General features: G+C 37.7%; 19 protein-coding genes and 2 tRNA genes. 1 reads left to right on the forward strand and 20 read right to left on the reverse strand.

The annotated features are described in order from the left end of the window. Positions 1-185: 185 nt before the first annotated feature. From EDF66_RS23815 to EDF66_RS23860, 10 genes are all read right to left on the reverse strand, one after another. Positions 186-545, reverse strand: a complete 360-nt coding sequence (locus EDF66_RS23815; protein WP_021189517.1) for a DUF4180 domain-containing protein — start codon at positions 543-545, stop codon at positions 186-188. A gap of 36 nt (positions 546-581) precedes the next feature. Next, complete coding sequence (locus tag EDF66_RS23820) at positions 582-920, reverse strand: n-acetylglutamate synthase (RefSeq protein ID WP_132845576.1); 339 nt, start codon at positions 918-920, stop codon at positions 582-584. Continuing rightward, positions 917-1216: an antibiotic biosynthesis monooxygenase family protein gene (locus tag EDF66_RS23825; protein WP_132845578.1), complete on the reverse strand. Its 300-nt coding sequence runs from the start codon at positions 1214-1216 to the stop codon at positions 917-919. Before EDF66_RS23825 ends, EDF66_RS23820 begins: the two co-directional genes overlap by 4 nt. Positions 1217-1682: 466 nt before the next feature. Continuing rightward, a tRNA-Ser gene (locus EDF66_RS23830) sits at positions 1683-1770 on the reverse strand. Positions 1771-2076: 306 nt separating this feature from the next. Continuing rightward, positions 2077-3951 (reverse strand): sodium:solute symporter family protein, encoded by a 1875-nt coding sequence (locus EDF66_RS23835; protein ID WP_132845580.1) that lies wholly within the window; start codon positions 3949-3951, stop codon positions 2077-2079. 280 nt (positions 3952-4231) lie between these two features. Next, positions 4232-5416 carry a glycosidase gene (locus tag EDF66_RS23840; protein ID WP_132845581.1) on the reverse strand — a complete coding sequence of 395 codons (1185 nt, stop codon included), beginning with the start codon at positions 5414-5416 and terminating at the stop codon, positions 4232-4234. Positions 5417-5446: 30 nt separating this feature from the next. Continuing rightward, positions 5447-7264, reverse strand: coding sequence for an aryl-sulfate sulfotransferase (locus EDF66_RS23845; protein WP_243656129.1), 1818 nt, complete (start codon positions 7262-7264; stop codon positions 5447-5449). Between the two features lie 107 nt (positions 7265-7371). Continuing rightward, a complete protein-coding gene (locus EDF66_RS23850) occupies positions 7372-8997 on the reverse strand; it encodes a RagB/SusD family nutrient uptake outer membrane protein (protein ID WP_132845582.1) in 1626 nt (541 codons plus the stop codon). 51 nt (positions 8998-9048) lie between these two features. Then, positions 9049-12063, reverse strand: a complete 3015-nt coding sequence (locus EDF66_RS23855; protein ID WP_132845584.1) for a SusC/RagA family TonB-linked outer membrane protein — start codon at positions 12061-12063, stop codon at positions 9049-9051. A gap of 494 nt (positions 12064-12557) precedes the next feature. Next, positions 12558-13427, reverse strand: coding sequence for an AraC family transcriptional regulator (locus tag EDF66_RS23860; RefSeq protein WP_132845586.1), 870 nt, complete (start codon positions 13425-13427; stop codon positions 12558-12560). Between the two features lie 142 nt (positions 13428-13569). On the opposite strand from EDF66_RS23860, the gene EDF66_RS23865 reads away from it, so the two are divergent. Next, positions 13570-14136: an NADPH-dependent FMN reductase gene (locus tag EDF66_RS23865; protein ID WP_132845587.1), complete on the forward strand. Its 567-nt coding sequence runs from the start codon at positions 13570-13572 to the stop codon at positions 14134-14136. A 40-nt stretch (positions 14137-14176) separates the two neighbouring features. Here the strand turns inward: EDF66_RS23865 and EDF66_RS23870 are convergent. From EDF66_RS23870 to EDF66_RS23915, 10 genes are all read right to left on the reverse strand, one after another. After that, positions 14177-14250: transfer RNA gene (locus tag EDF66_RS23870), tRNA-Arg, on the reverse strand. Between the two features lie 352 nt (positions 14251-14602). Continuing rightward, complete coding sequence (locus EDF66_RS23875) at positions 14603-15307, reverse strand: hypothetical protein (RefSeq protein ID WP_132845588.1); 705 nt, start codon at positions 15305-15307, stop codon at positions 14603-14605. 73 nt (positions 15308-15380) lie between these two features. After that, a complete protein-coding gene (locus EDF66_RS23880; protein ID WP_132771120.1) occupies positions 15381-15950 on the reverse strand; it encodes a Crp/Fnr family transcriptional regulator in 570 nt (189 codons plus the stop codon). A 76-nt stretch (positions 15951-16026) separates the two neighbouring features. Next, the gene (locus tag EDF66_RS23885) at positions 16027-16797 is read right to left on the reverse strand and encodes a siderophore-interacting protein (protein WP_132845590.1); all 771 of its coding nucleotides are present in this window, start codon (positions 16795-16797) and stop codon (positions 16027-16029) included. A gap of 40 nt (positions 16798-16837) precedes the next feature. Beyond that, the gene (gene ribB / locus EDF66_RS23890; protein WP_132845591.1) at positions 16838-17494 is read right to left on the reverse strand and encodes a 3,4-dihydroxy-2-butanone-4-phosphate synthase; all 657 of its coding nucleotides are present in this window, start codon (positions 17492-17494) and stop codon (positions 16838-16840) included. Between the two features lie 8 nt (positions 17495-17502). Then, on the reverse strand, positions 17503-18678 hold the full coding sequence (locus EDF66_RS23895; protein WP_132845592.1) for an MFS transporter: 1176 nt from the start codon (positions 18676-18678) through the stop codon (positions 17503-17505). Positions 18679-19024: 346 nt separating this feature from the next. After that, positions 19025-19354, reverse strand: coding sequence for a hypothetical protein (locus EDF66_RS23900; protein WP_132845594.1), 330 nt, complete (start codon positions 19352-19354; stop codon positions 19025-19027). 3 nt (positions 19355-19357) lie between these two features. Beyond that, positions 19358-19855, reverse strand: a complete 498-nt coding sequence (locus EDF66_RS23905) for a DinB family protein (protein WP_132845595.1) — start codon at positions 19853-19855, stop codon at positions 19358-19360. A gap of 256 nt (positions 19856-20111) precedes the next feature. Then, on the reverse strand, positions 20112-20978 hold the full coding sequence (locus EDF66_RS23910; protein ID WP_132845597.1) for a cation diffusion facilitator family transporter: 867 nt from the start codon (positions 20976-20978) through the stop codon (positions 20112-20114). A 166-nt stretch (positions 20979-21144) separates the two neighbouring features. Next, positions 21145-21525, reverse strand: coding sequence for a hypothetical protein (locus EDF66_RS23915; protein WP_021189467.1), 381 nt, complete (start codon positions 21523-21525; stop codon positions 21145-21147). Positions 21526-21674: the final 149 nt, after the last annotated feature.

Consider the following 21674-nt stretch of genomic DNA (forward strand, 5'->3'; position numbering starts at 1 on the left):
AGGTAAAGCTAGGGCTTTTTATGCGAGCCAGCAAATATTGGCTGTTGTTTTTTTCCTATCTAACAGTTTTGTTGCTGAAGCAGGTTTTTTTTAAAAAATAGAAAATTTAAATTTTATACTTCATTCAAGCTTATGAATAATACTTGAATTGCCTGTGAAAGTTCAAAATCCCTCCTTCATGCTTTTTATTTTGCAAGAAGTGACAGTGCCTCCTCTAGTGTTTTTACAAAATTAACCTGTCTTCCTTTATTACTTTCATATATGAAATCAATCATGCTTTTGGAAGTGAATTTTGAAAAATCACCTATAATAATGATTTGCATGCGGTAATTAGAAAACTTTTGCAATACTTCTCCCGCGATTTTATTTTTGAGATCAAAAAAATCTGATATCAAATTTTTTTCGTGTACGATTACTTTAGAGAGATCCTCATAATAAAGATTTCCTATTAAATCTACGGCATCATCTGCCGTTTTTATGACTAGACCATCGGAAATTAATTCTGCTACTTTAATGTTATTGATCTGGTGGAACGTGAAATTCATTATTTATTGTTTTAGTATTGGTATTCAAAATATGGTTTACAACTCTTCAATAATAGACTGCCCCGAAGATAGGTCTCCCGAAGTCCATTGCCAGCTTTCATGTAATCTTATTTTTCCATTCGGTAAGATTTCAGGTTTAGATTTACAGATTCCAGTCATTAATTTTCCTTCTCTATTCACCTGTTGATAGCGCATATCAATTTCCCCCTGCTCATTCACGAGACCAATCAATTGGCCATGGATGATTTTACCTCCGTTATATTGAGCTGTTACAATAGAGTCAAGCTGTTTATAGTGGAAAACTGTTTCATGGGATGTTTCTCCATTATTGCTATTGTTTACAGCAGAAAAACGTTTGTTATTATAATTTATCATATTTTTTGAGGTAAATCTTCGTAATGAAAAACTTGAGGAAAGGGATCATAATAGTCGTGAAGCAGCTCTTTCCATTTTAAATATTGCGGAGACTGGCGGAATCCAATTTCATGTGCTTCTACAGAACTCCACTCCACTAGAAGTACATACTGGTTTTCTACCTCGATACATTTTTTTAGTGAATGCCTTATATAGCCGTCAATAGCTGCAATATATTGGCTGGCTGTGATGAAATCATTTTCAAATGCAAGCTGCTTACCTGCTTTTACATGTAATATCGCTAATTCTAATATCATCGGTTTGTTTAAATTATTAGTGAAAATTAAAACAATTTCAAATTGTCTTTAATTCCATTTTCCAAAAAATAAAAAAGTTGAAATCCTAGATTTCTTTATCTTGCAATTTAAAGAATCTTTGATAGAATAAAGTATGCTTGTTATTTCGATACCGATCGTTTTTAATATTTGGAAAGTGTGGCAGATTATTTTATGATCCCAGGAAGAGGAAGCCCTATAGAATATAGTAATATAAAAAAGCTTGCAAAATATCATATAAATCAAAAGCCCAAATTACTTTGGGCTTTGTTTTTTGGCGGAGAGCGAGGGATTATTTCATGATCCTAAAAAGGGGGGGCTTCAATCACAAAATATAACCATTCGCTTTGCTCATTTCTTTTGTTGTTTATAGAGTTTTATTTAAGCAAGCTTCAAAAACTTGATAAACAACAAAAGCCCAACTTTGCAGTTGGGCTTTATTTTTTGTTGGCGGAGAGCGAGGGATTCGAACCCCCGGACCTATGACAGTCAACAGTTTTCAAGACTGCCGCATTCGACCACTCTGCCAGCTCTCCGCGACAAAAGTACGAATTTTAACATTCCTACCAAATTTATTTTAAAAAAATAAAGGTAAAAATAGATTTTGAACAGTGATTTTGCTGATTTTAAGTGTCTTAATTTTTATTAGTTTTTTGTTTTATGATAAAGAGATCGATGTTTTCGATAAAACAAACATCACTTGTATTTCCAAAATCCGATAATACCGTGTTCCAGAAGCTATATTTCGATTGTTTTAGATATACATTTTCCGTTTTGAACTATATTTCATATTGGATCTATTATGAAAAAGGAGTTGTATGGAGGGAAAAATCTTCAGTTTTTTATGGTGTGAAATTCTTTTTCATAAATGCATCGTATTCTTTCTCTTCCATATTCATTTTGTCGTACCAATTTTTCTTTAATATTAGCGAAGTAATACTCAGAACCAATATACTGGTTATTAATGGGAATCCTTGTTGAACAACAATATACATCGGTATTAATGTCAAAGAACACTGCCATACAATACCGATAACAATATTGAACATATCACGTTTGAAGTTTTTGTTTTGCTTTAAATCGGGATATTGAGCTTGTGCTTTTTTTATAATTGGATCCCAGAAACCCCACGGACGTACTTTAATGTAGAAGTCTATGAGCGTTTTATCTTCAGTAGGTTTGGATAGTAATGTGCCTGCTATACATCCAATCAATGAAATGCACATTAATATCGGAAAATAATACAAAGGTAATATGTCTGGGAAAAACAATGGTGCCACCATTGCAGCTACAATACCTGTAAACATACCTGAAAAGAAGCCATTGCCATTAAATCTCCACCAATGCCATTTTAAAACATTAGCAGCGATGTATCCGCCATACAATGCAGAAACGATCCATTGTAAAATAGAATTAATATTGTGCAGATAAAGGCCAATTATGGTGCTGACAACAACAACCAGTACGGATATGATGTAGCTTGCTCTAATTTGAGTTTTGGAGGATGCTTTTGTGTGGATGTATTTTAGAAAAACATCATTTACCAGATATGCTTGAGCAGCATTTACAGTGGAGGCAAATGTCGACATAAAAGCAGCGAGCAACCCTGCTAGCAAAATACCTACGAGCCCTACGTATGCAAATTCATTGATCGCTTTAGGAAGAATGGTTTCAAAGTCTATATTGTTTCCCATTGTCTTAAATTCGTCGCTAAAAAATACAAGTGCAAGTACTGTAAAACCCATGATCATCAAGTATCTGGGAATTAATAGAATAACCGATACCGAGCCACTCATGAGTGCGGCTTCTCTTGGACTGCGACAGGCAAGTATTTTTTGCATATCATAATTAGCTGCTGGCCCTGCCATACTCATAAATACACCCTTGAAAAGCATCATCATAACAAATGTCGTAAACATGCTATATTGATCTTCTTGAATTTTAGTCATGATGGAGGGAATTAAATCTCCCCAATCAAGATCCAATTTCCACCCAAAAAAAGGAGAGTCCCATCCTTTGGGTGTATGTGCTGCAAGCATTTCCGGACTCACTTTATTCATGGCTATTGTCGCAATGATGATTCCTGAAATAGTCATGATGCTGAATTGGACAACATCGGCCCAAACAATGCTATGCATGCCTCCAAGCATCACATAGGACGTTGCAATAGTCGTAAAAAATATACCGTAAACTTTGGCGACAGATTCTGGTTCCAGATGAATGGGAACATAGGGAGATATATACTCCCAGGGGAAAAATACTTCCATGAATTTTCCTATTCCGATGAAACCATAGCTAAGAAATCCAAGAACCCCAATAATTGCATATAAGATTACTATTGTATGTGACAGGTTGGCTCCTCGTCCATAACCAAAGCGTGTTCGGATCCATTCAGCTCCCGTTAGTACATTGGAACGGCGTAACCATACTGAAAGGTATATCATTAAAAATACCTGATTGAAAACAGGCCATAGCCAAGGAATCCAAAGGCTTTTAAAACCATAAACAAATGCAAGATAGACCATCCACATGGTCCCTGAAATATCAAACATGCCAGATGCATCCGATAGACCAAGCATATAGAACGGAAGTTTTTTGCCTCCAAGAAAATAGGAGTCCAGATTTTTTGAGGCTCTTTTTTTTAATAATAAGCCGATAACGATCATAGCGATGAGATAGACGACTATTATAAGTATATCTATGAGTTGGAGCTTCATTGAATATTAACTATTCCTTTCTAGTGATTGATTTGTAAATTGGTTTCTTCGGTAACCAAATATACATTTTTTTTCTACTATTCCTTATCCCGTTTTCAGCGATAGGGATGTTACCATATACATCGTTATCAGGACAATTTAGTATAAGCTGATGAAGACTTTAAAGAAATTAATGATTGTATCGTTGAGATAAAGCCATCATGAATTCCTGAAATTGTAAGAACTCATGAAGGCTTTAAGAAAAAATTGATGTTTCCTGGCTGGTGGCTTGAAATTTCTTTTAGATCATTTTAGCGAGGTAAGCGTGATTTTTGTCAATCAGCTGATTTATTTTTTTTACAGATTCCAATGATCTAAAATCATCTTTTGGTGTATGAAGACAGTAATCCAGTAGTCTGTCAATATCTGATATGGCAACATGCATGCGTGTATCACTGGATGCATAGTATATATAAACAGTTCCATCATCTTTTACAATCCATCCATTTGAAAATAAAACATTGGACACATCTCCAATTCTTTCATCTTTTTGAGGGGCTAGCAGATATCCACCTGGCTCCGCAATCAATAGACTAGGGTCTTGCAGGGCTGTGAGGTAGAGGTATAAAACATATCTTAGACCCGCTGCGGTTTTACGCACACCATGGGCTAAATGCAACCAGCCTTCAGTTGTTTTAATAGGAGGTGGACCTTCTCCATTTTTAACTTCCTTGATCGTATGGTAATGTCTGAAATTGACGATCTTTTCTTCTTGTATTGTAGCATTAGCGATATCATCTATCAATGTCCATCCAATTCCGCCACCACTTTTGGCCAGGATAAAATCATCTTGAGGTCTTGTGTAAAGTGCATATTTTCCATCGATAAACTCCGGATGAAGCACAACATTACGTTGCTGACTGGAAGCACGCAGATTGGGGAGACGTTCCCACTGGATCAGGTCTTTTGAACGTATAATGCCTGCAGAAGCAAGAGCACTTGAGAGATCCCCTGGTGCTGCATTAGGATCTAATTTTTCACTGCAGAAGACTCCGTAAACCCAGCCATCTTCATGAACAGTGAGTCGCATATCATAAATATTTGTTTCGTCAGGATCGGTATCTGGCACAGAGATCGGACGATCCCAGAAGCGAAAGTTGTCAAGACCATTTTTACTTTCAGCAATCGCAAAAAAGGATTTTCTATCTGTGCCCTCTACACGGATAAAAAGGAGATATTTTTCTTTCCAGTAGAGTGCACCTGCATTCATAGTCGAGTTAAAACCTATGCGTTCTAAAAAGAAGGGATTCGTCTGTGGATTAAAATCATAACGCCAATGCAAAGGAATGTGATCTTTTGTAATTACAGGATTTTCACAACGCTGTATAATACCATTTGATGAAGGAATGCAATAATTGGGTCGGTTAAGTAAAGATTCATGGTATTCAGCTACTTGTTTCTTTTGGTTTTCAAATATAGTCGACATCAGGCAGTAAAATCTAGAAGTATTTTCAATTTAGTAGTTCTCTGGGTATAAAGGCATGCGGGTTACACGGTGGAAGGCGAAGCCACTGTTGGCCGCGATTTCAAGTTCAAATAGTATTTCTTTAGTCTTTGGATTTATTTCCATGATGCGGCCCCCTGTTCCCAATGAGGTGGACACGCCCATACCGGGACAGAAAAGGACATTTCCGGTTTGTTTCAGGTATTGTACTCCTGACACGGCAAGAGAAAATCCCTTAGCACCGCGTTCCTTACCATAGGACCAAAGTTGCTGTACAGTTTTGTTGGCAACATCAATTTTGTACTCCACTATACGACTATAATTCGTTCTAGAGGGGATGGAGTTTGATATCCAATTACGGTCATAACCATTGTCAAATACCAGTATGCGGTCATTGGCAATAGCTACCGGAGTATGAGGCCCCCATGGCCAGTCAAAGCCGTCGATTTGTGCGTCGCCATTGATAACTGCGGGATCTGTAACCGGAGTGCCGTCTTCAGCAATAGGATTTAGTAACAGAGCGTGATATTGGCTTTTCCATAATTTGTGAGGTGATATGATCCAGCGAAGACTTCCGGAATGATTAAAACTTACAATTCCCTGGTAGCGTAGCGTGGCTAATAAATCATTGCCTATTTCGCCTATAGCATTATTGTGGGCCCAGTTGTTGGGTGTCTGCGAGAAAAGGGGCGGAGTAATACCATCTGGCTTTATGTAGCGGGAAGTATCGAGCTGATGAGCAAGATCCCATTCGGTTACTAGCGTACCACTTTCGGGATTTAACTCGATAATGTGGTCATTGACGCGTGGTTCACCATTTCGCAGGCGCGCACCAGTTTTTGTCACTGTAATTAAGAAGTTCCCGTTGTTCGATTCCGTAATTTCATGATGAAATCCATATCCTAGTTTTTGAAGATCCCACTGACGCTTTAAATTACCAAACATATCGATTTCCACCACACGTGCCTGTGCTTGATCACCTGCAATAAAAGTTCCTTTTTTAGTCCGTTTGAGCCCGATAGAGGTCGAAAGTTTCTGTAAATCTGGAGATGATTTAAGAAGCAATAGCCAGCGTAATTCTCCTTCGCTATCTAACATATAAGGGAGGGATACATCCGCTTCACTCATACCCGGATAGTTAATTAAATTCATTCCAGGTTCCATCTTTTCGGGTAGTGCTTTCACTTTTTTCCATTTCGGAAAGTCTGTAAGTGAAATCGCTGCTGTACGTATATGTATCTGGGTACTGCCTCGTTCCTTACCTTCCATATCGGTATAAGTAAGATCAACCAGATTGTCATGGTCAGGATAAAGACCCAGAATAGGTACGCTTTGGCGGATTGCATTTTCCTGACATAAATGTGTTATTGTTCCGATTGAGCTGTTTTTGCCCTTTACCGTTACTTTTATTCTACCGTAGGTTGGCAACCATACATCGACTAAAGCCGCTAAAGGATTGTATCCGGAGGGGTTGAGTTTTATCTTTTCAACGATATAATCAAGTTCAGTACCTTTGGTCGGTACAATAAGCTCTGAACCGTCGCGGAAGATAATCTTGGTGCGCCAGCGATCAAGTTCAGCTTCAATCTTGGAAATATCCTGCAATGGAATCCGTAGTGTCTCCTTTTCAAAAGTGAAGATATAATCTTCATTTTTAGAAATATTGATCAATAACTCACCGGCATCGATTTTAGAACTTAGTGACTGCTGTGACGCTATTATTATAGGTGTAGCTTTATCTTTAGCACAAGAGGAGAGCAGTATGATCAGGAGGATTATTATTAGGATCTTATTTGCTATGTTATTTTGTGTTCTACCTGTTACCATCATCTATTGTATTTTTAAAGCTGGAAGAATTTTTTAAGTTTTCTAGCGAAGACGTTCCTGTGTTCGCTAGAAAACTGTGGTTACTTTATTGTGAGCTGCTTTTGACTAACTTATCTCCATAATGGATGTTGCTGTATTTTTGTATTTGTATTCATCTCCGATTCCGGAATAGGCAGGTAATAATGTTTTGGTTGAAAATTATTGGCTCCTTGTTTTTTATTTGTTATCAGGATCTGTTTCATTTCGGCTGGAGTATACAAGCGTTTTAAGTCAAAGAAACGATGCCCTTCAAAGAAAAACTCGAGTTCATTTTGTTTGATGATCTCCTTCATCAGTTCGTTTTCACCGGTCCAGTTTTTTGTCCCCAAACCAGCTCTACTACGGACGCGTGTCAGCGACTTGGCTGCATCTATCAAGTTCCCATTCTTTGCACAGGCCTCTGCATGCAATAATAATACTTCAGCAAATCGGAATACGCGAAAATTGTTATTTCGATTTGTTGCATCATACATGCTGTTCGAGCCAGCTGCATTTAAGAAAAAGTTCGTGTATTTTTTGATTAGAAAGCGGCCCGGTTTATTGCTAATCGTTGGATATACCGGTTCGCCACGTTGTCTTTTGCTGCTTGCATTGCTCCACATCAGATCAAAAGGTTGATTTCCGAACCAGGCACCATCTGTCAGACCGGTTTCATAGTCGGAATATTTCCAAAAAAAGCTGGTATACATCCTTTTGTCAAAACGTGTGTCTGATCCCGCCGGACGCTCTTCTGCAATAAAGCTTGACACGACAGAAGCACCTGGCATTAATTTGAACCAAGCTCCGGTGCCATCAGGTCCGGCAAAATTTGGTAGAACAAATCCTTGTGGGCTGTTTGGCGATTCTTGTCCCCAAGGACCATCTGATCCAAATTTGCTGTCATATACCAGTTCCCAGATTGATTCTTTATTTAACTTGGTATTATCTTTAAAGTTATCTTCAAAATTTTCAACCAGATCATACGTGTATGGTGCGGTTAGCAAGGCTTTTAACTCTGTTTCAGCCTGTGCATATTGCTTGGTGTAAACAAGGGCTTTGCCAAGATAAGCAATTGCCGCACCTTTTGTTACTCGTCCCGCTTCGGCGGCAGGTCTGGTTACAGGAAGATTGTCTTTGGCTGCTTTAAAATCAGTTATGACCTGTTTCCATACTTCAGCTTCTGGAGAAGCCGGTTTATTAGTTCCTTCTGGATCATCACCAGCTGGAATTAGCAACAGAGGTACATCGCCATAATTAGCAGCCAATAAAAAGTAATACATTCCCCGCAAGAAGCTTGCTTCAGCACTTAGTTCTTTCTTTTTATTTTCATCCATTGGAACCTTGGATATGTTTTGAAAAAACACATTAGCCCTGTTTATACCACTATACAAGCTGCCAAAGTCACTCGCAGAGGTCCCAGCAGAGTTTAAGAAATTAATATATTCCCAGGTAAATGGTTCTTCACCAGCGAGGAACCATACATCATCTGCTCTGTTCATCGTTTGATAGCCGCTATAGGCACCATAATATCCGCTCATCTGCGAGCGAATAGGTGAATAGATGGTAGCCATGGCTGCCTGGGCATCTTCCTCATTGACCCAGAAGATATCTTCAACTGGTTTGTTGGGATTGATGCGGTCTAGAAAGTCAGATTTACAGCCCCCTAGTGACAGAAGAAGGGTTGCCGCGATCGAACATTTTATGATTGAAATTTTCATGTATATCGTATTTAGGAAATTAAAGGTTGTTGTTTAAAAGTCGTCTATCCATTAAAAGTTAGCTTGTATACCGAACATAATGTTACGTGCCAGCGGAAAACGTCCATGATCTGTACCAGCTGTTAGTACACCCGACGGAGCTCCATTGTCACCATTACTTTGTCCAAGATCGGGTGTATAACCTTTATATTTTGTTACGGTAAACAGGTTGTCTGCAGCCAAAAATATACGGCCGTTTTTCAATGTAGCTTTGCTCAGCCAGTGTGTAGGCAATGTGTAACCCAATTCGATGGTTTTAAGACGGAAGAAAGCACCACTCTCTATCCAACGGTCACTAACTCGACGCTTATTGTCATTAGGATCTTCTCTTGTATAGCGCGGAATATCGGTATCCGTATTTGTTGGGGTCCAGGAATCTAAGATGCGTGCCGAGTGGTTGTTTACCTCATTGGTTTGTTCCATACGGGCGCGCGTGTAGTTATAGATCTTGTTGCCATACATGCCATCAAAGAAAAAAGCAAAATCAACTCCTTTAAAATCTAGGCCTCCTCGAATACCATACGCAAGCTTAGGGAAAGGACTGCCCATGTATTGGCGGTCATTATTATCAATGTGTCCATCTCCATTAAAATCGACAAATTTAATATCCCCTGCCATTGCATTGGGCTGGATTACTGTGCCGTCTGCGGTTTTGTAATTTTGTGCTTCGGTATCCGACTGGAAGAGTCCGTTGGTTTCTATCGCCCAAAATCCGCCAATAGGATAACCAACTTTTGCCCATGATACAGTACCTTCGCCCTGTGGGTTATAACCTTCAAATTCCTGTTTGCCACCCACTGTGACAGCTTTTACTTCATTTTTCACCGTAGAAGCATTAATGCCGAAGTTATAATTTACATCTCCAATAGCATCTTTAAACGTTGCCGAAAACTCAAAACCCTTGTTTCTGATTGTACCCGCATTCATGGTGGGTGTACCACTAAGTCCTGTAGAAGGTGGCTGATTAATTCCTAAAAGAATATTTTTTGTATCCCGGATATAATAGTCGGCACTGATGTTCAATTTGCTTTGCAAAAAGGCTAGATCTAAACCGATATTGCTGGTTTCAGTCTCTTCCCAGGTTAAATTCCGAGGCGATACCCAGCTGTTACCGGGGATAGCACCCTGCCACCACATACCACCCTGTATATAATTGATACCGTAGGTGGTTACATTTTGTGTTGTATAATCACCGATTTCCTGATTCCCCAATCGGCCATAACTCGCTCTCAGTTTGAAATCATTCACTGTATTTTTAGCGCTTTCAAAGAAACCTTCGTTCATGATATTCCAGCCAAGGGCAACAGAAGGAAATACTCCGTATCGCTGTCCGCTGGCAAATTTGGATGAACCATCTCGACGTACTGTGGCTGTGAACAGGTACCGGCTATCGTAGCTATACATTAATCGACCAAATTGAGATATTAAAGCGGCTTCATTTAAATTTCCGGAGGTGGACTGTTCGGCTGGTGAACCTGCACCAATTACGTCAGTTCCTATCGGAATATCCTTTCGGCCAGCACCAAACCCCCGATTGGAGTTTTCCTGTGATGAATAACCCGCTAATGCGGAAATCGTATGCTTATCAAAAGTATTGTCATAGTGAATGGTATTTTCGATCAACCATTGATTGTTGAAGAAAGCGTTTTCATTGAGGGAAGATTGATTCTTGGCTGTACCATAGGTATAAGCTTCATTCTTGTTGTAATTTCTTCCAGAAGTTCTATTAATTCCAACGTTTAATCTATATTTTAAGCCTTTTATAAACAGATCTGCTTCAGCATAACCATTAAGCATGATATCTGTTTGATAAACATGTTTATTGTATAGATTTAGATAGCCTACAGGATTTTCTAAATTTTTCATCCAGGGTGCATAGGTCGCATAACCACCCAGCGTATTTTCATCATAGATCGGTAGCAAAGGATTTTGGCGAAGGATATCAGTAATGGTCAAATCCGAATATTTCCGATCACCTGATTTTAGTAGAAACGTATTTCCGATGCGGAGGTGGTCATTAAAAAAATTAAATGTATTCTTTGAACGAACATTGAATGCTTTGTAGCCCGTTGTTTTTAGGATCCCTTCTTGATTCAGGTAGCCCGCAGATACACTATATGTCGATCGTTCGCCACCTCCAGAAATATCGACATTGATCTTATTAATAGGAGCAGTGTCAAATACCTCATCCTGCCAGTCGGTATTGGCATTGAAACTTTCAGCTTGTGTTGGGAGATATTTATTTTCTTTTTGAAATTTTTTCCATTGTGGTCCATCCATGAGGTCCATTTTTTTTGGAAGACTCTGTATACCTGTGTAAGCGTTTATTCCAAGTGTAGCAGGTGAAGCTCTTTTTCCACCTTTAGTTGTGATTATTACCACACCATTTGCGGCACGAGAACCGTAGATTGCAGCAGCAGAAGCATCTTTTAACACATCTAATGATGCAATATCGTTAGGGTCTACCAGGTTAATATCACTGAATACACCGTCTACGACATATAATGGTGTATTGTTTCCCATGGAGCTTAGACCGCGAATATTTATACTCATGCCCGCTCCAGGTGTGCCACCAGCATTGGAAACACTTACGCCGGCTATACGGCCCTGCAAAGCACCTGAAGCACTTTTTGCAAGATTAGACTGTAAATCTTTACCCGTAACAGTGGCTACGGCTCCCGTTAGATCTCGTTTTTTTACCGTTCCGTAGCCGATAACGACTACTTCATCCAGTTGGCTGTCACTTACGAGGCTTAGATTGATAAACGAATCGTCTTTAATCGGTACTTCTGCACGCTGCATACCTACATAGGTAATGAGGAGAAGTTTTCCAGTAGGAACGCTGATCGAAAAATTACCGTTTTGATCCGTCTTTGTGCCATCTGTGGTTCCTTTCACAACAATTGTTGCTCCGACAATTGGATTATTTTCTTTGTCTTTTACCGTTCCTTTAACTGGAATAGCCTGCTGTGCCCATGCAAATAGGCTAGAGCTGCAAAGTAGAGATAGTAATATGGTTTTTCTCATATTCTTGTTGATAATTAGTTGTTTGTCATGTTGGCGGATTTAAGGGTAAGATGATTTATCCTTAAGCTGCTAATTGGTTTATTAGTAATCAGTGGGGGCTAAACTACGGTAAAACACAATTGGTAAATTGTACAATAGATTCAAGTTGATTGAACTATTTATTCTTTGTTTATACAAATTGGGGAGAAAAGAGGAATAAATAACCGAATAGAACGGGTTTTGGTCTATTTATGCTTCATTTTTAAAACTATTCGTCTAAGAGTTTGAAAAGTATTAATGAGTTAATATTTAGTTAGTTATGTGTTGGTTGTCTTTTTGACCTTTGCACTCTACACTCAAATTATTTGAATTTTAAGCTCTTTGGTGGAAAGGCGCGGAAGGGGGGAGGCTATTTAATAGGGCTTATATCATAATAAACCCTATTTTGAATCAGGTATGCAATGGAATGTGGGAGATGATCGTTTGATGATCAGAACTATGTTTCTAGGTTGTTGTTAGATAATGAGCTGATGATTTTTACAGTTGTCCCTAAATTCTGCGGGTGTAACCCCTTTAGCTTTTTTAAAGACTCTATAAAAATAGGAAATGCTATTAAATCCGCAGAGATTCACAACGTCTGCGATGGATGTTTGTTCTTTTAGCTTTCGTGTGGCCAGATTAATTCGGAAATCGAGCAGGTAATCTGTGAAATTCATGTCCGTGTGGCATTTTATAAATCTAGCAAATGTAGACCGACTCATATTAAGCGTATTGGCAGCTTCCGGTAGTCGAATCATGTGACTAACATTGTTAGAAATGTAATTCTGTAGTCTTTGTAGGAGTATTTCATTTGGGGTCATACCCATTTTTGTGGAACTAGAAAGTTCTCTGAGATCTTCTCCTTTGGATAATTCATATAGCAGGATAAAGAGTTTCATTACCGCGTAAAAGCCATCTTTTTCCATGGTCAAAATGCGTAGTAAGGGAAGCACCTTCTCAATAGTTGCGGTGCCAAAGTGAACTCCTTTGGATGCCCTGTTAAATAATTCCTGTATGCTTTGAAATTGCTTTTTGTCTAAGATCTGTTCAACCAGCGAGGGGTGAAATTGTAAGGTGATTTCGTGAATGTCTGTTGATGTGCATTCCCCATCCTTCCATGCGTGTTTTAATTCCGGATTGGCAATAAGAACTAAATCTTTGTGACCGATGGTTTCAATGGAATCTCCAATGATCCGTTGCGCTCCAGATGCTCCTTCTACATAATTCAGTTCATACTCCGGATGTATATGTACAGGAAAGGTAAAAGATGATTTTCTGCGGTCGAATACTACGAAACAATCCTGCTCTGATAAAGGTGATTTTTCTCTATAGATATCTGACATCATAATGCTTAAAATATTTGGTTTAATGGTTCGCTAATGTAATGATTTTTAAACTTAGAAATCATGTTGTGTCATGACAAATCAGCGAATTATATGCAAACCAAAAGCTACTGTTGTACGTTATTAAAAAAACAAATGATCATTTATGAAACCATTTAAAGTTGCACTCATCGTTGGAAGTTTAAGAAAGGAATCTTTCAATAAAAAGATAGGAAGAGCTATTGGCCAATTTAAAATAGCCGGTATACAGTTTGATGACATTGAAATTGGAGAATTGCCATTGTACAATGAGGATTTAGAAAAAGACGTACCTGTAGCCTGGCAAAATTTTAGAGAAATAATCAACCCTTATGACGCTGTATTATTTATTACTCCCGAATACAATCGATCGGTTCCTGCAGTACTTAAGAATGCACTGGATGTAGGTTCAAGACCATACGGAAAGAGTGTGTGGGATGGAAAGCCTGCGGCCATTATAAGCTGTACCCCGGGAGGATTAGGTGCTTTTGGTGCCAATCATCATCTTCGCCAATCTTTGGTATTCTTAAATATGCCTACTTTACAACAGCCGGAAGCGTATATCAGCCATGCCGCAAAGTTGTTTGATGCCAGTGGAGAACTTATAGATACTTCTACACATGATTTTCTAACCTCCTTTGTTGAAAAATTTGAAAAGTGGATCGAAAGAAATGTTCAAGTGAAAAAGTCATAAAGCAAAAAATCCTCTTTACAAAAGTAAAGAGGATTTTAAGTACGCCCATCAGGATTCGAACCTGAGACCGTCGGTTTAGAAAACCGATGCTCTATCCAGCTGAGCTATGAGCGCGTTTCCCTTTCGGTGATGCAAAAGTACTTAAATGATCTATATTTCCAAAACTTATGTACTTTTTTTTTACTCAAAAACATTAAGTCATTGCATTTCAAGCTGATTAATTTTTCTGTCCAAATACAAAAAAATGTCGATTGGTGGCATCTGAGCTTATTTACTTTCTTTTGAAAGCTATTTTGACTTGATTTTTTTTAGTTTTATTGTGATCTAATTTAAATATGCGCGTAACATTGCCATCGTAGTTCTTTCGCTATTCAAATCTATTCTTCTAGTCGCAGAGCTTCGTAGGGTAATTTTGTTATTTTGATAAATCTCTCTTTATACCTGCTATAATCATCTTTATTACATGTTAAATGATTTTTTTGTTCCAAAAGCTTTTGATGTAAATCGTACTGATGTCATACATTGGATTATCTTTTAAATAATTATAAATATAGGATACTGTTTTAGAATCACCAAGTATGTAAGCAATGGTATTTGTTTTATGTTCAGGAAAATTAAGGGAAATCAATTCAATAATTTTCTGCGGATTTAATGATTCAATTATGTGCGTTTCTAAAGGAAAACTATGATCGAGATCTGGAAAAATATCTGCTTGATGTTCTGCAAAAATAAAACTACTTACTTGTTTACTTACCGATAAGGCTCTGTTTATTTCATATAGATGAGATAAAGCAATAATATCCCCAATTAAAAAGTAGTGGTCTGCTGTGTCATTCATACTTATTTCACTGGACGGTTCTTTAAAAAATATGGTATCGCCTTCCTGTACGGTTTGAACCCATTGTGCCCCCTTGCCATTGGAAAAGGTATTAATGGCAAAGTCTGCAACATGATAGACCGGTTCATAATTCCAGAATGAATATCTTCGCACTTCGCTCAGTGGATTGTAATAAGGATTGGATAAAAATATATCAATAGAAAAACCCGAAATATAGTGGATGCGCGAAAAATCCATACTCTGAATTTTGATATGATACGTATGCTCAGCTATTTTATTCTTCTGAAGAATAATTCCTGAAAATATTTCGAAGGTACGGGCCTGGTTGCTCATTGTCTTTGTATTAGTGATACAAAGTTGGTCAATAGCATATATTAAAACATTGACCTGAGTCAAAAAAAGAAGATCAGATTTTTGATTTTAGTCTACTTAGCGTCTCCTGGGAAATATTGAGATAGGAAGCGACAAGCTTATTCGACAATCTTCGGACAATAATCGGATTTTCATCTAAGAGCTGCCGATATTTTTCCAAAGCGTCTTGCATTAGAAAAGACATTAACCTTTTGGTATTGGTTACGTAAGCAATTTCAAGATATATACGGTAAAATTTTTCCCATAGGGGTATGATATCCAGAAGATGATAAAAGCTTTTATGTGTGATGTAATATACTTCCGAATCTTCAACAGCCTGAATAAATTCTTCTGAAGGTTCGGAAGTAATAAAACTTACTAATGCTGTTGCAAACTGATTCTCAAAAGCAAAATATCGGGTGGAGTCCGTTCCTTCTTCATTGATAAAGAAAATGCGCAGACATCCCTGTGTAACAAAAAATGTCCGTTGACTGGATTGCCCATTTGTTAGTACGAGTTCATTCTTTTTGAGCTTCATCGGCTTAAAATGGGACAAAATGATCTCTAGATCTTTATCCGTTAATGATATTTTACTTTTAATATATGAAGCTAATAGTTCTTGCATGTATTTGAAATCAGTGATAGACAAATTTATCAATAAAAGCTCGATCGTAGCGCTGTTTATTTGGCGTGTTGTATCTTTAAAGATATGCGCTTTCAGATTCACCAGACTTCCAATAGCTGCAGCTGTATATCATCTGTGGATCCCACTCTAGGTCAGTTTTAAAATAGTTTCTTAATTCTTTGACAGTAGCATATTCAGCGGCTAAATATACATAATTACGCAGGTCTGCCTTTGCGAATTTAAAAGTCTTTACTGTAGACGCTAATTTGCTTCCTTTTTCAGGATGCGGGTTGTACAGCCAGTCAATATCTACATTTGCCGAAGATGGAATATTTATTCGATCTTCTTTAGCAGATACCTCCAAAATAACCTTAACATCAATCCCGGTTTTTAATTTTTCTAAAATTGCACTGATTACGGGCAATGCTGTTGCGTCACCTATAAGTAGATAGGAATCGGCTTCGGGCACTAAGGGTTTCATACTTTCTTTCATACCGATACCTAGAGCATCGCCCGGTTTAGCTTTTAATGCCCATGCAGATGCAGGTCCATTATCTCCGTGGGCGACAAAATCAATGGTTAGTTCCTTTTTCTTCAGATCAATTTTGCGATTGGTGTATGTTCTTATTGATGCCAGCAATTCAGGTCTTGTTTCTGATTCTTTTTCAGGGAAATAAATGACATTTCTATCGGCAGGTGGTATGAAAATTTTATTATTAGATCCGGACTTTATATGCGTTAAAAGTACCGCTTGTTCATTACTGATTCCAAACACCACACGAATCATATGTGGTGTCAGGAATTCTTTGCGTTTAACCGTAAATACGAAACGTATTTTTCTCATCATGGTATTATTTAATGCTGATTTTTTGATGGACTAAAGGACTTTATAATTCATTCGCTACTAACTGCAATTTTCGGTATTCGATAATATCGGCGATGGATAATATCGTTAGATGATGATCTAGAGCAAAGGCGATCATCTGTGGCAGACGCGACATGGTTCCATCATCTTCCATTAGTTCACATAATACGGACATTGGTTTTAGACCAGCAAGCTTCATGAGGTCGATACTGCCTTCAGTGTGACCATTTCTTCCTAAGACACCATAATCGTGAGCACGCAATGGGAAGATATGCCCCGGTCGAACCAAATCTCCAGGTTGCGCATTTTCAGCACATGCCGCTTTAATAGCGGCAATTCTATCAGATGCCGAAAGACCAGTTGTTGCACCTTCCCGAGCATCAATCGAAACTGTAAAAGGAGTCTGAAAGAGACTGGAATTAGCATTGACCATATAAGGTAAATCGAGTTCATCAGCCTTTTCATTTGTAAGACACAGACAGACTACACCACTACAGTGTCTTATCATCTGCACCATATCCTGAATATCCATGTTTTCTGCCGAGAAAATAAGGTCACCTTCATTTTCTCTATCTTCATCGTCTAAGAGGATAACGCCTTTACCAGATTTTAGTTCCTTTAAAGCATTCTCAACCCTTTCGTTGGCATCTTTACCAAACATTTTTAATGTATTTTCCATTGTTATACTTATTTTTTATTCATCATTAATGTAATCATCGAGAGGATGCAACTTATTCCTCCAAATAAATAGACAGTCTGGTAATCGAACCAGCCAGCTATTAACCCTGCTAGAGGCCCTGCCAATCCCAAAGAAAGGTCAACAAAAGCTACATAGGCACCTAAAGCCGTGCCCCTCATTTGTGGCTTTACTTTCTGGATAGCTAGAACACCTAGAGCTGGAAAAACCAGTGAAAACCCAATCCCTGTCATCCCACATCCGATAATGGCAATCGTTTTTGATACGGAAGTCCAGATCAAAACTTGACCAATCACTTCAATAATAAGTGAAAGCAATGCAATTTTATAACCGCCATATTTATCAGGAGAAGAAGCAAAGAAAATTCTGGTTAAGATGTAACAAGCCCCAAAGACCATAAAAGCTAATGAGGCATCACCCCAATTTTTTTCGCTAAAAAACAAGGCGATGAAAGAAGCAATACAGCCAAATGCCATTGAAGAAAAAGCGAGACTTAATCCTTGTCCGGATATAGCTCCGATTACTTTGTAAAAAGGTGTTCTGACATGGTCTTTGTCAACTGCTATTGCGGGTAGTTTTACTGTAGATAGCCAGCTGACAAAGGGCAGGAGCATGATCATGATAAACGCTGGGAAACCGCCATAACTTTTATTGATCCAAATACTTAAAGGTGCTCCAATTGCAATACCTGCATACATCGCTATTCCGTTCCAAGTCATTACTTTTCCAGAATTTGATGTTCCGACAAGTCCGATTCCCCAAGTTAACGCTCCTGTAACCAAGAAACTTTCTCCTACACCATGAATGATTCTTGCAAGTAAGAGTAAGGCTAATGCAAAGATTACATTACTTTGTATTGTGACTGATAGGAGATATGTAATGCCAGCTATTACTGCAAGTACTACACCGATCATTTGGCTTTTTTTAGCTCCTCTGGTATCTGTAAGTTTCCCTGCATATGCCCGAGTTAATAAAGTCGACAAGAATTGCATTCCAATAACAAGGCCGACGATGATACTGTCAAATCCTAAGGTTTGCTGAACAAATTTTGGCAGTACACCCAATGCAATCCCTATGGTAAGATACACTCCGAATACCGATATTATAATCGGCGTTATGGCCCTGTAAAAATTACTGGTTATGCCATTTTCTAATGCTACACTCATAATTTTTTGTTTTAATTATTATTTACAGTGCAAAGCTGCAAGTATTGCAAACCTTAACCTTTGACTTAAGTCAAAAAAGGAAAATTATTGTTTAATCATCAGCTGATGCGGAAAGGAGGTATAGGAATAACGGCTCCATTAACATATGTGCCTTTAATACTCGTGTGTTATTATAAATCTTCTGAGACAGGAGAACTAGTTATGGAAGCTTATGGTACTGCGCATTTATTTATGCTACAGGGTAAAGTATTATGTTTACAATGATTAAAATCAGCGGGTGATTTTAAGCGAGGAGGGTATGGCTAACGAATAGTGTAATGGGTGATGAAATTAATAGAAATATTAACTAATTCAGCGTTCCGTAGAATACCCTGACCTTTTTTATTTTTGCATTTTCGATCTGAAAGTATTCGGCATTTTCAAACTTATTTTCATCATGAGTCGTGCAGGTATAAATGACAAAAATACTGTTTTTGTCTTCCAGGAAGGTATCGATGTGATATGCAGTTGCTTTTTTATGAAATGGCCAGCACTTTCGGAAATAGTCTTCTTTAGTAAGCATTGGATCGTGAGGACTACTGAATTGAAAATCTTCATCCAGCAGGCTTTGTAGCCTATTCCGGGCACCTATTTCATAGCAATTAAAATAAGCTAAAATGAGATCTTTATTAGTCATATTTTAAGATTTAATTGATTGAATCACATCTTTTAATTGATGTACATGTCGCTGTGTATGATAGGTATTGAACCAAGCCCACTCCAAAACTGTAAATGGACCATATTCAGGGATGGCAAAATCGATACAGGTATCTGAAAGATTTTTCTCCTTAATTATGGTTTCGATCTGGGCAATGCGATCACGAAGATTTTGTAGTAAACGCTGTTTGTCGAGTCGTTTTTCAGAAGGCAATATCGCTTGAGGAGATTTCATGCGTATTGTAAAGTCCGTAAATGTATCTTTAATGGTTGTTACCTTTTCATCTAGTTTCCGATGAGTCGATTCGGTACGCCCGTTCATGACTTCTGCTGAAGCATAAGACTTCAATATATGATCGCCGATTTGTCCAGGCGACCAATCTTCAGCTTTATGTTTCGTATTCAGTTGATTTTCATCTAAAGAATCAAGTAGCGAGATGAAATCTTCTGTAATTTGTTGAAATGCTTTATTTAGTTTCATGACCTAAATTTAAGAATATTAAATGAATCAAAATATAGGATAGGAACAAGATGAATAGTTTTATAAATTAATGATTTCCATCTATTAATCTGCTGTTAATAAGGTGGAAGTAGTGAAAAGACACCAATGTAGGTAATCTTTAAATCTTCTTTTAAGATATTACATATCATCTTTGATTTACGTGTAGCTCAATCCAGTTGTTTCTAGTTTTTAATGAATTCTTAGGACCTTTGGATTTTTTTTCAGACTGCCAGCGTTAATCTGGTTCAATATGTATTAAAATGTTTCCCAGTTGGGGTATTTTTTTTTGCAGATAGTCCTGAAGCCTATGCGCTAATTGATGGCCCTCTTTTACTGAGATGTCACCACTTACAATTGCATGTAAATCAACCAGATGTTTTGTGCCTAATTTACGAACAAAGCATTTCTCTGTACCCAAGATACCATCTACCTTTACGGCGTTGATACGTATCTCAGCGATTAAATCATCGTAAAGGTTTTCATCCATGATCTCTCCCAAGGCAGGACGAAAGATAAGATAGCAGTTGTAAAGTATAAATCCCGAAGCAAATAGCGCGGCAAAGTCATCGGCACTCTCATAGCCCTTTCCTAAAATCAGAGCGATTGATATGCCGATAAAGGCTGCTACCGAAGTGATCGCATCACTTCGGTGATGCCATGCGTCGGCTCGTAATGAAGAGCTTCCAGTTTCTTTACTTTTTTTAATGACAACCCTAAAAGAAACTTCCTTCCAGATAATGATCGCCAATAGGACGAATAAAGTCCATGGTTTGGGCAACTCATGAGGGGTGCGAATATTTTGAATGCTTTCGTAAGCAATGATTGTCGCTGAAATAATTAAAAAGCCCACTACGACAAATGTTACAAGTGGTTCAATGCGACCATGTCCGTAAGGATGGTTCTCATCTGCCGGCCTCTTTGCATATTTTAATCCAAGTAAAACCAAAAAAGAGGAAAATATATCTGCTGTAGATTCTATTGCATCTGCAATAAGCGCGTATGAATTTCCAAAATAACCAGCTAACCATTTTAAGAGCGCCAGTAAAAAATTTCCAATTATACTAAAGTAGGTTGCTTTTATAGCCGTTTGTTCATTTGACATTTTATTGTTTTTTAAGCGTCAATTTAATGAGAATATAGAAATGTTTCCCTAATAACCTCGAATTGCATGATCAGCAAAGGCTATTAAAGAAATCCAGACCGTAACCAAATGCTGTTTTAACTAACAACAAATGAATACAGATAAAGGATAAAAAAAATGAAAATAATTAAGAAATTTTTGGAGGTTGCCAAATATGGCTGGTATAAGTATTTAAATAATACTGATCAGGGTAAAATAACAGCTTTTTCTCAAAGAATATGCTTGATGTCATTAATGGTACTTCCGATGACACGGTAGAAGAAATTGCTGTGATGTTTAAAAAATTGACATGTTTTACAAAAGGAAGTTTTTCATCTGTATCCCGGTCATTATCTTTTACAGGAATATTATAATGATCATTTAAGAATTGTACAAACGTCAGTTTACTGTTGTTATTTTTATGTTCTATACAATGAGAAATTAATACAGGAATTTTCAACAATTGAATCAGTTCAGTTGTTGAAAACAAATAAATTGATAATATCAATAAGATTGAAAAATTTTTCACTGAGACAAATGTAGCAACTTTTTACTTATTATGAAGTGAATAGTGCGTTTGGCAACAATTTCACAATTGCTCATAATTATGGTAATAACCGTATTCTAAACTATAGTTTGGAACTTTATCTCTAATTTTTCTTGTACAGTAGCTTGATA

The organism is Sphingobacterium sp. JUb20 (genome assembly GCF_004342035.1).
GTDB lineage: Bacteria > Bacteroidota > Bacteroidia > Sphingobacteriales > Sphingobacteriaceae > Sphingobacterium > Sphingobacterium anhuiense.

Excerpts from the sequence above, each read along its gene's own strand:
- EDF66_RS23855 (WP_132845584.1), bottom strand. The coding sequence starts at position 12,063 with ATGAGAAAAACCATATTACTATCTCTACTTTGCAGCTCTAGCCTATTT.
- EDF66_RS23875 (WP_132845588.1), bottom strand. The coding sequence starts at position 15,307 with ATGAGCAACCAGGCCCGTACCTTCGAAATATTTTCAGGAATTATTCTT.
- EDF66_RS23910 (WP_132845597.1), bottom strand. The coding sequence starts at position 20,978 with ATGTCAAATGAACAAACGGCTATAAAAGCAACCTACTTTAGTATAATT.
- ribB (WP_132845591.1), bottom strand. The coding sequence starts at position 17,494 with ATGGAAAATACATTAAAAATGTTTGGTAAAGATGCCAACGAAAGGGTT.
- EDF66_RS23860 (WP_132845586.1), bottom strand. The coding sequence starts at position 13,427 with ATGATGTCAGATATCTATAGAGAAAAATCACCTTTATCAGAGCAGGAT.
- EDF66_RS23850 (WP_132845582.1), bottom strand. The coding sequence starts at position 8,997 with ATGAAAATTTCAATCATAAAATGTTCGATCGCGGCAACCCTTCTTCTG.
- EDF66_RS23905 (WP_132845595.1), bottom strand. The coding sequence starts at position 19,855 with ATGAAACTAAATAAAGCATTTCAACAAATTACAGAAGATTTCATCTCG.
- EDF66_RS23840 (WP_132845581.1), bottom strand. The coding sequence starts at position 5,416 with ATGTCGACTATATTTGAAAACCAAAAGAAACAAGTAGCTGAATACCAT.
- EDF66_RS23820 (WP_132845576.1), bottom strand. The coding sequence starts at position 920 with ATGATAAATTATAATAACAAACGTTTTTCTGCTGTAAACAATAGCAAT.
- EDF66_RS23865 (WP_132845587.1), top strand. The coding sequence starts at position 13,570 with ATGAAACCATTTAAAGTTGCACTCATCGTTGGAAGTTTAAGAAAGGAA.
- EDF66_RS23900 (WP_132845594.1), bottom strand. The coding sequence starts at position 19,354 with ATGACTAATAAAGATCTCATTTTAGCTTATTTTAATTGCTATGAAATA.
- EDF66_RS23835 (WP_132845580.1), bottom strand. The coding sequence starts at position 3,951 with ATGAAGCTCCAACTCATAGATATACTTATAATAGTCGTCTATCTCATC.
- EDF66_RS23815 (WP_021189517.1), bottom strand. The coding sequence starts at position 545 with ATGAATTTCACGTTCCACCAGATCAATAACATTAAAGTAGCAGAATTA.
- EDF66_RS23885 (WP_132845590.1), bottom strand. The coding sequence starts at position 16,797 with ATGATGAGAAAAATACGTTTCGTATTTACGGTTAAACGCAAAGAATTC.
- EDF66_RS23825 (WP_132845578.1), bottom strand. The coding sequence starts at position 1,216 with ATGATATTAGAATTAGCGATATTACATGTAAAAGCAGGTAAGCAGCTT.
- EDF66_RS23880 (WP_132771120.1), bottom strand. The coding sequence starts at position 15,950 with ATGCAAGAACTATTAGCTTCATATATTAAAAGTAAAATATCATTAACG.
- EDF66_RS23845 (WP_243656129.1), bottom strand. The coding sequence starts at position 7,264 with ATGATGGTAACAGGTAGAACACAAAATAACATAGCAAATAAGATCCTA.
- EDF66_RS23895 (WP_132845592.1), bottom strand. The coding sequence starts at position 18,678 with ATGAGTGTAGCATTAGAAAATGGCATAACCAGTAATTTTTACAGGGCC.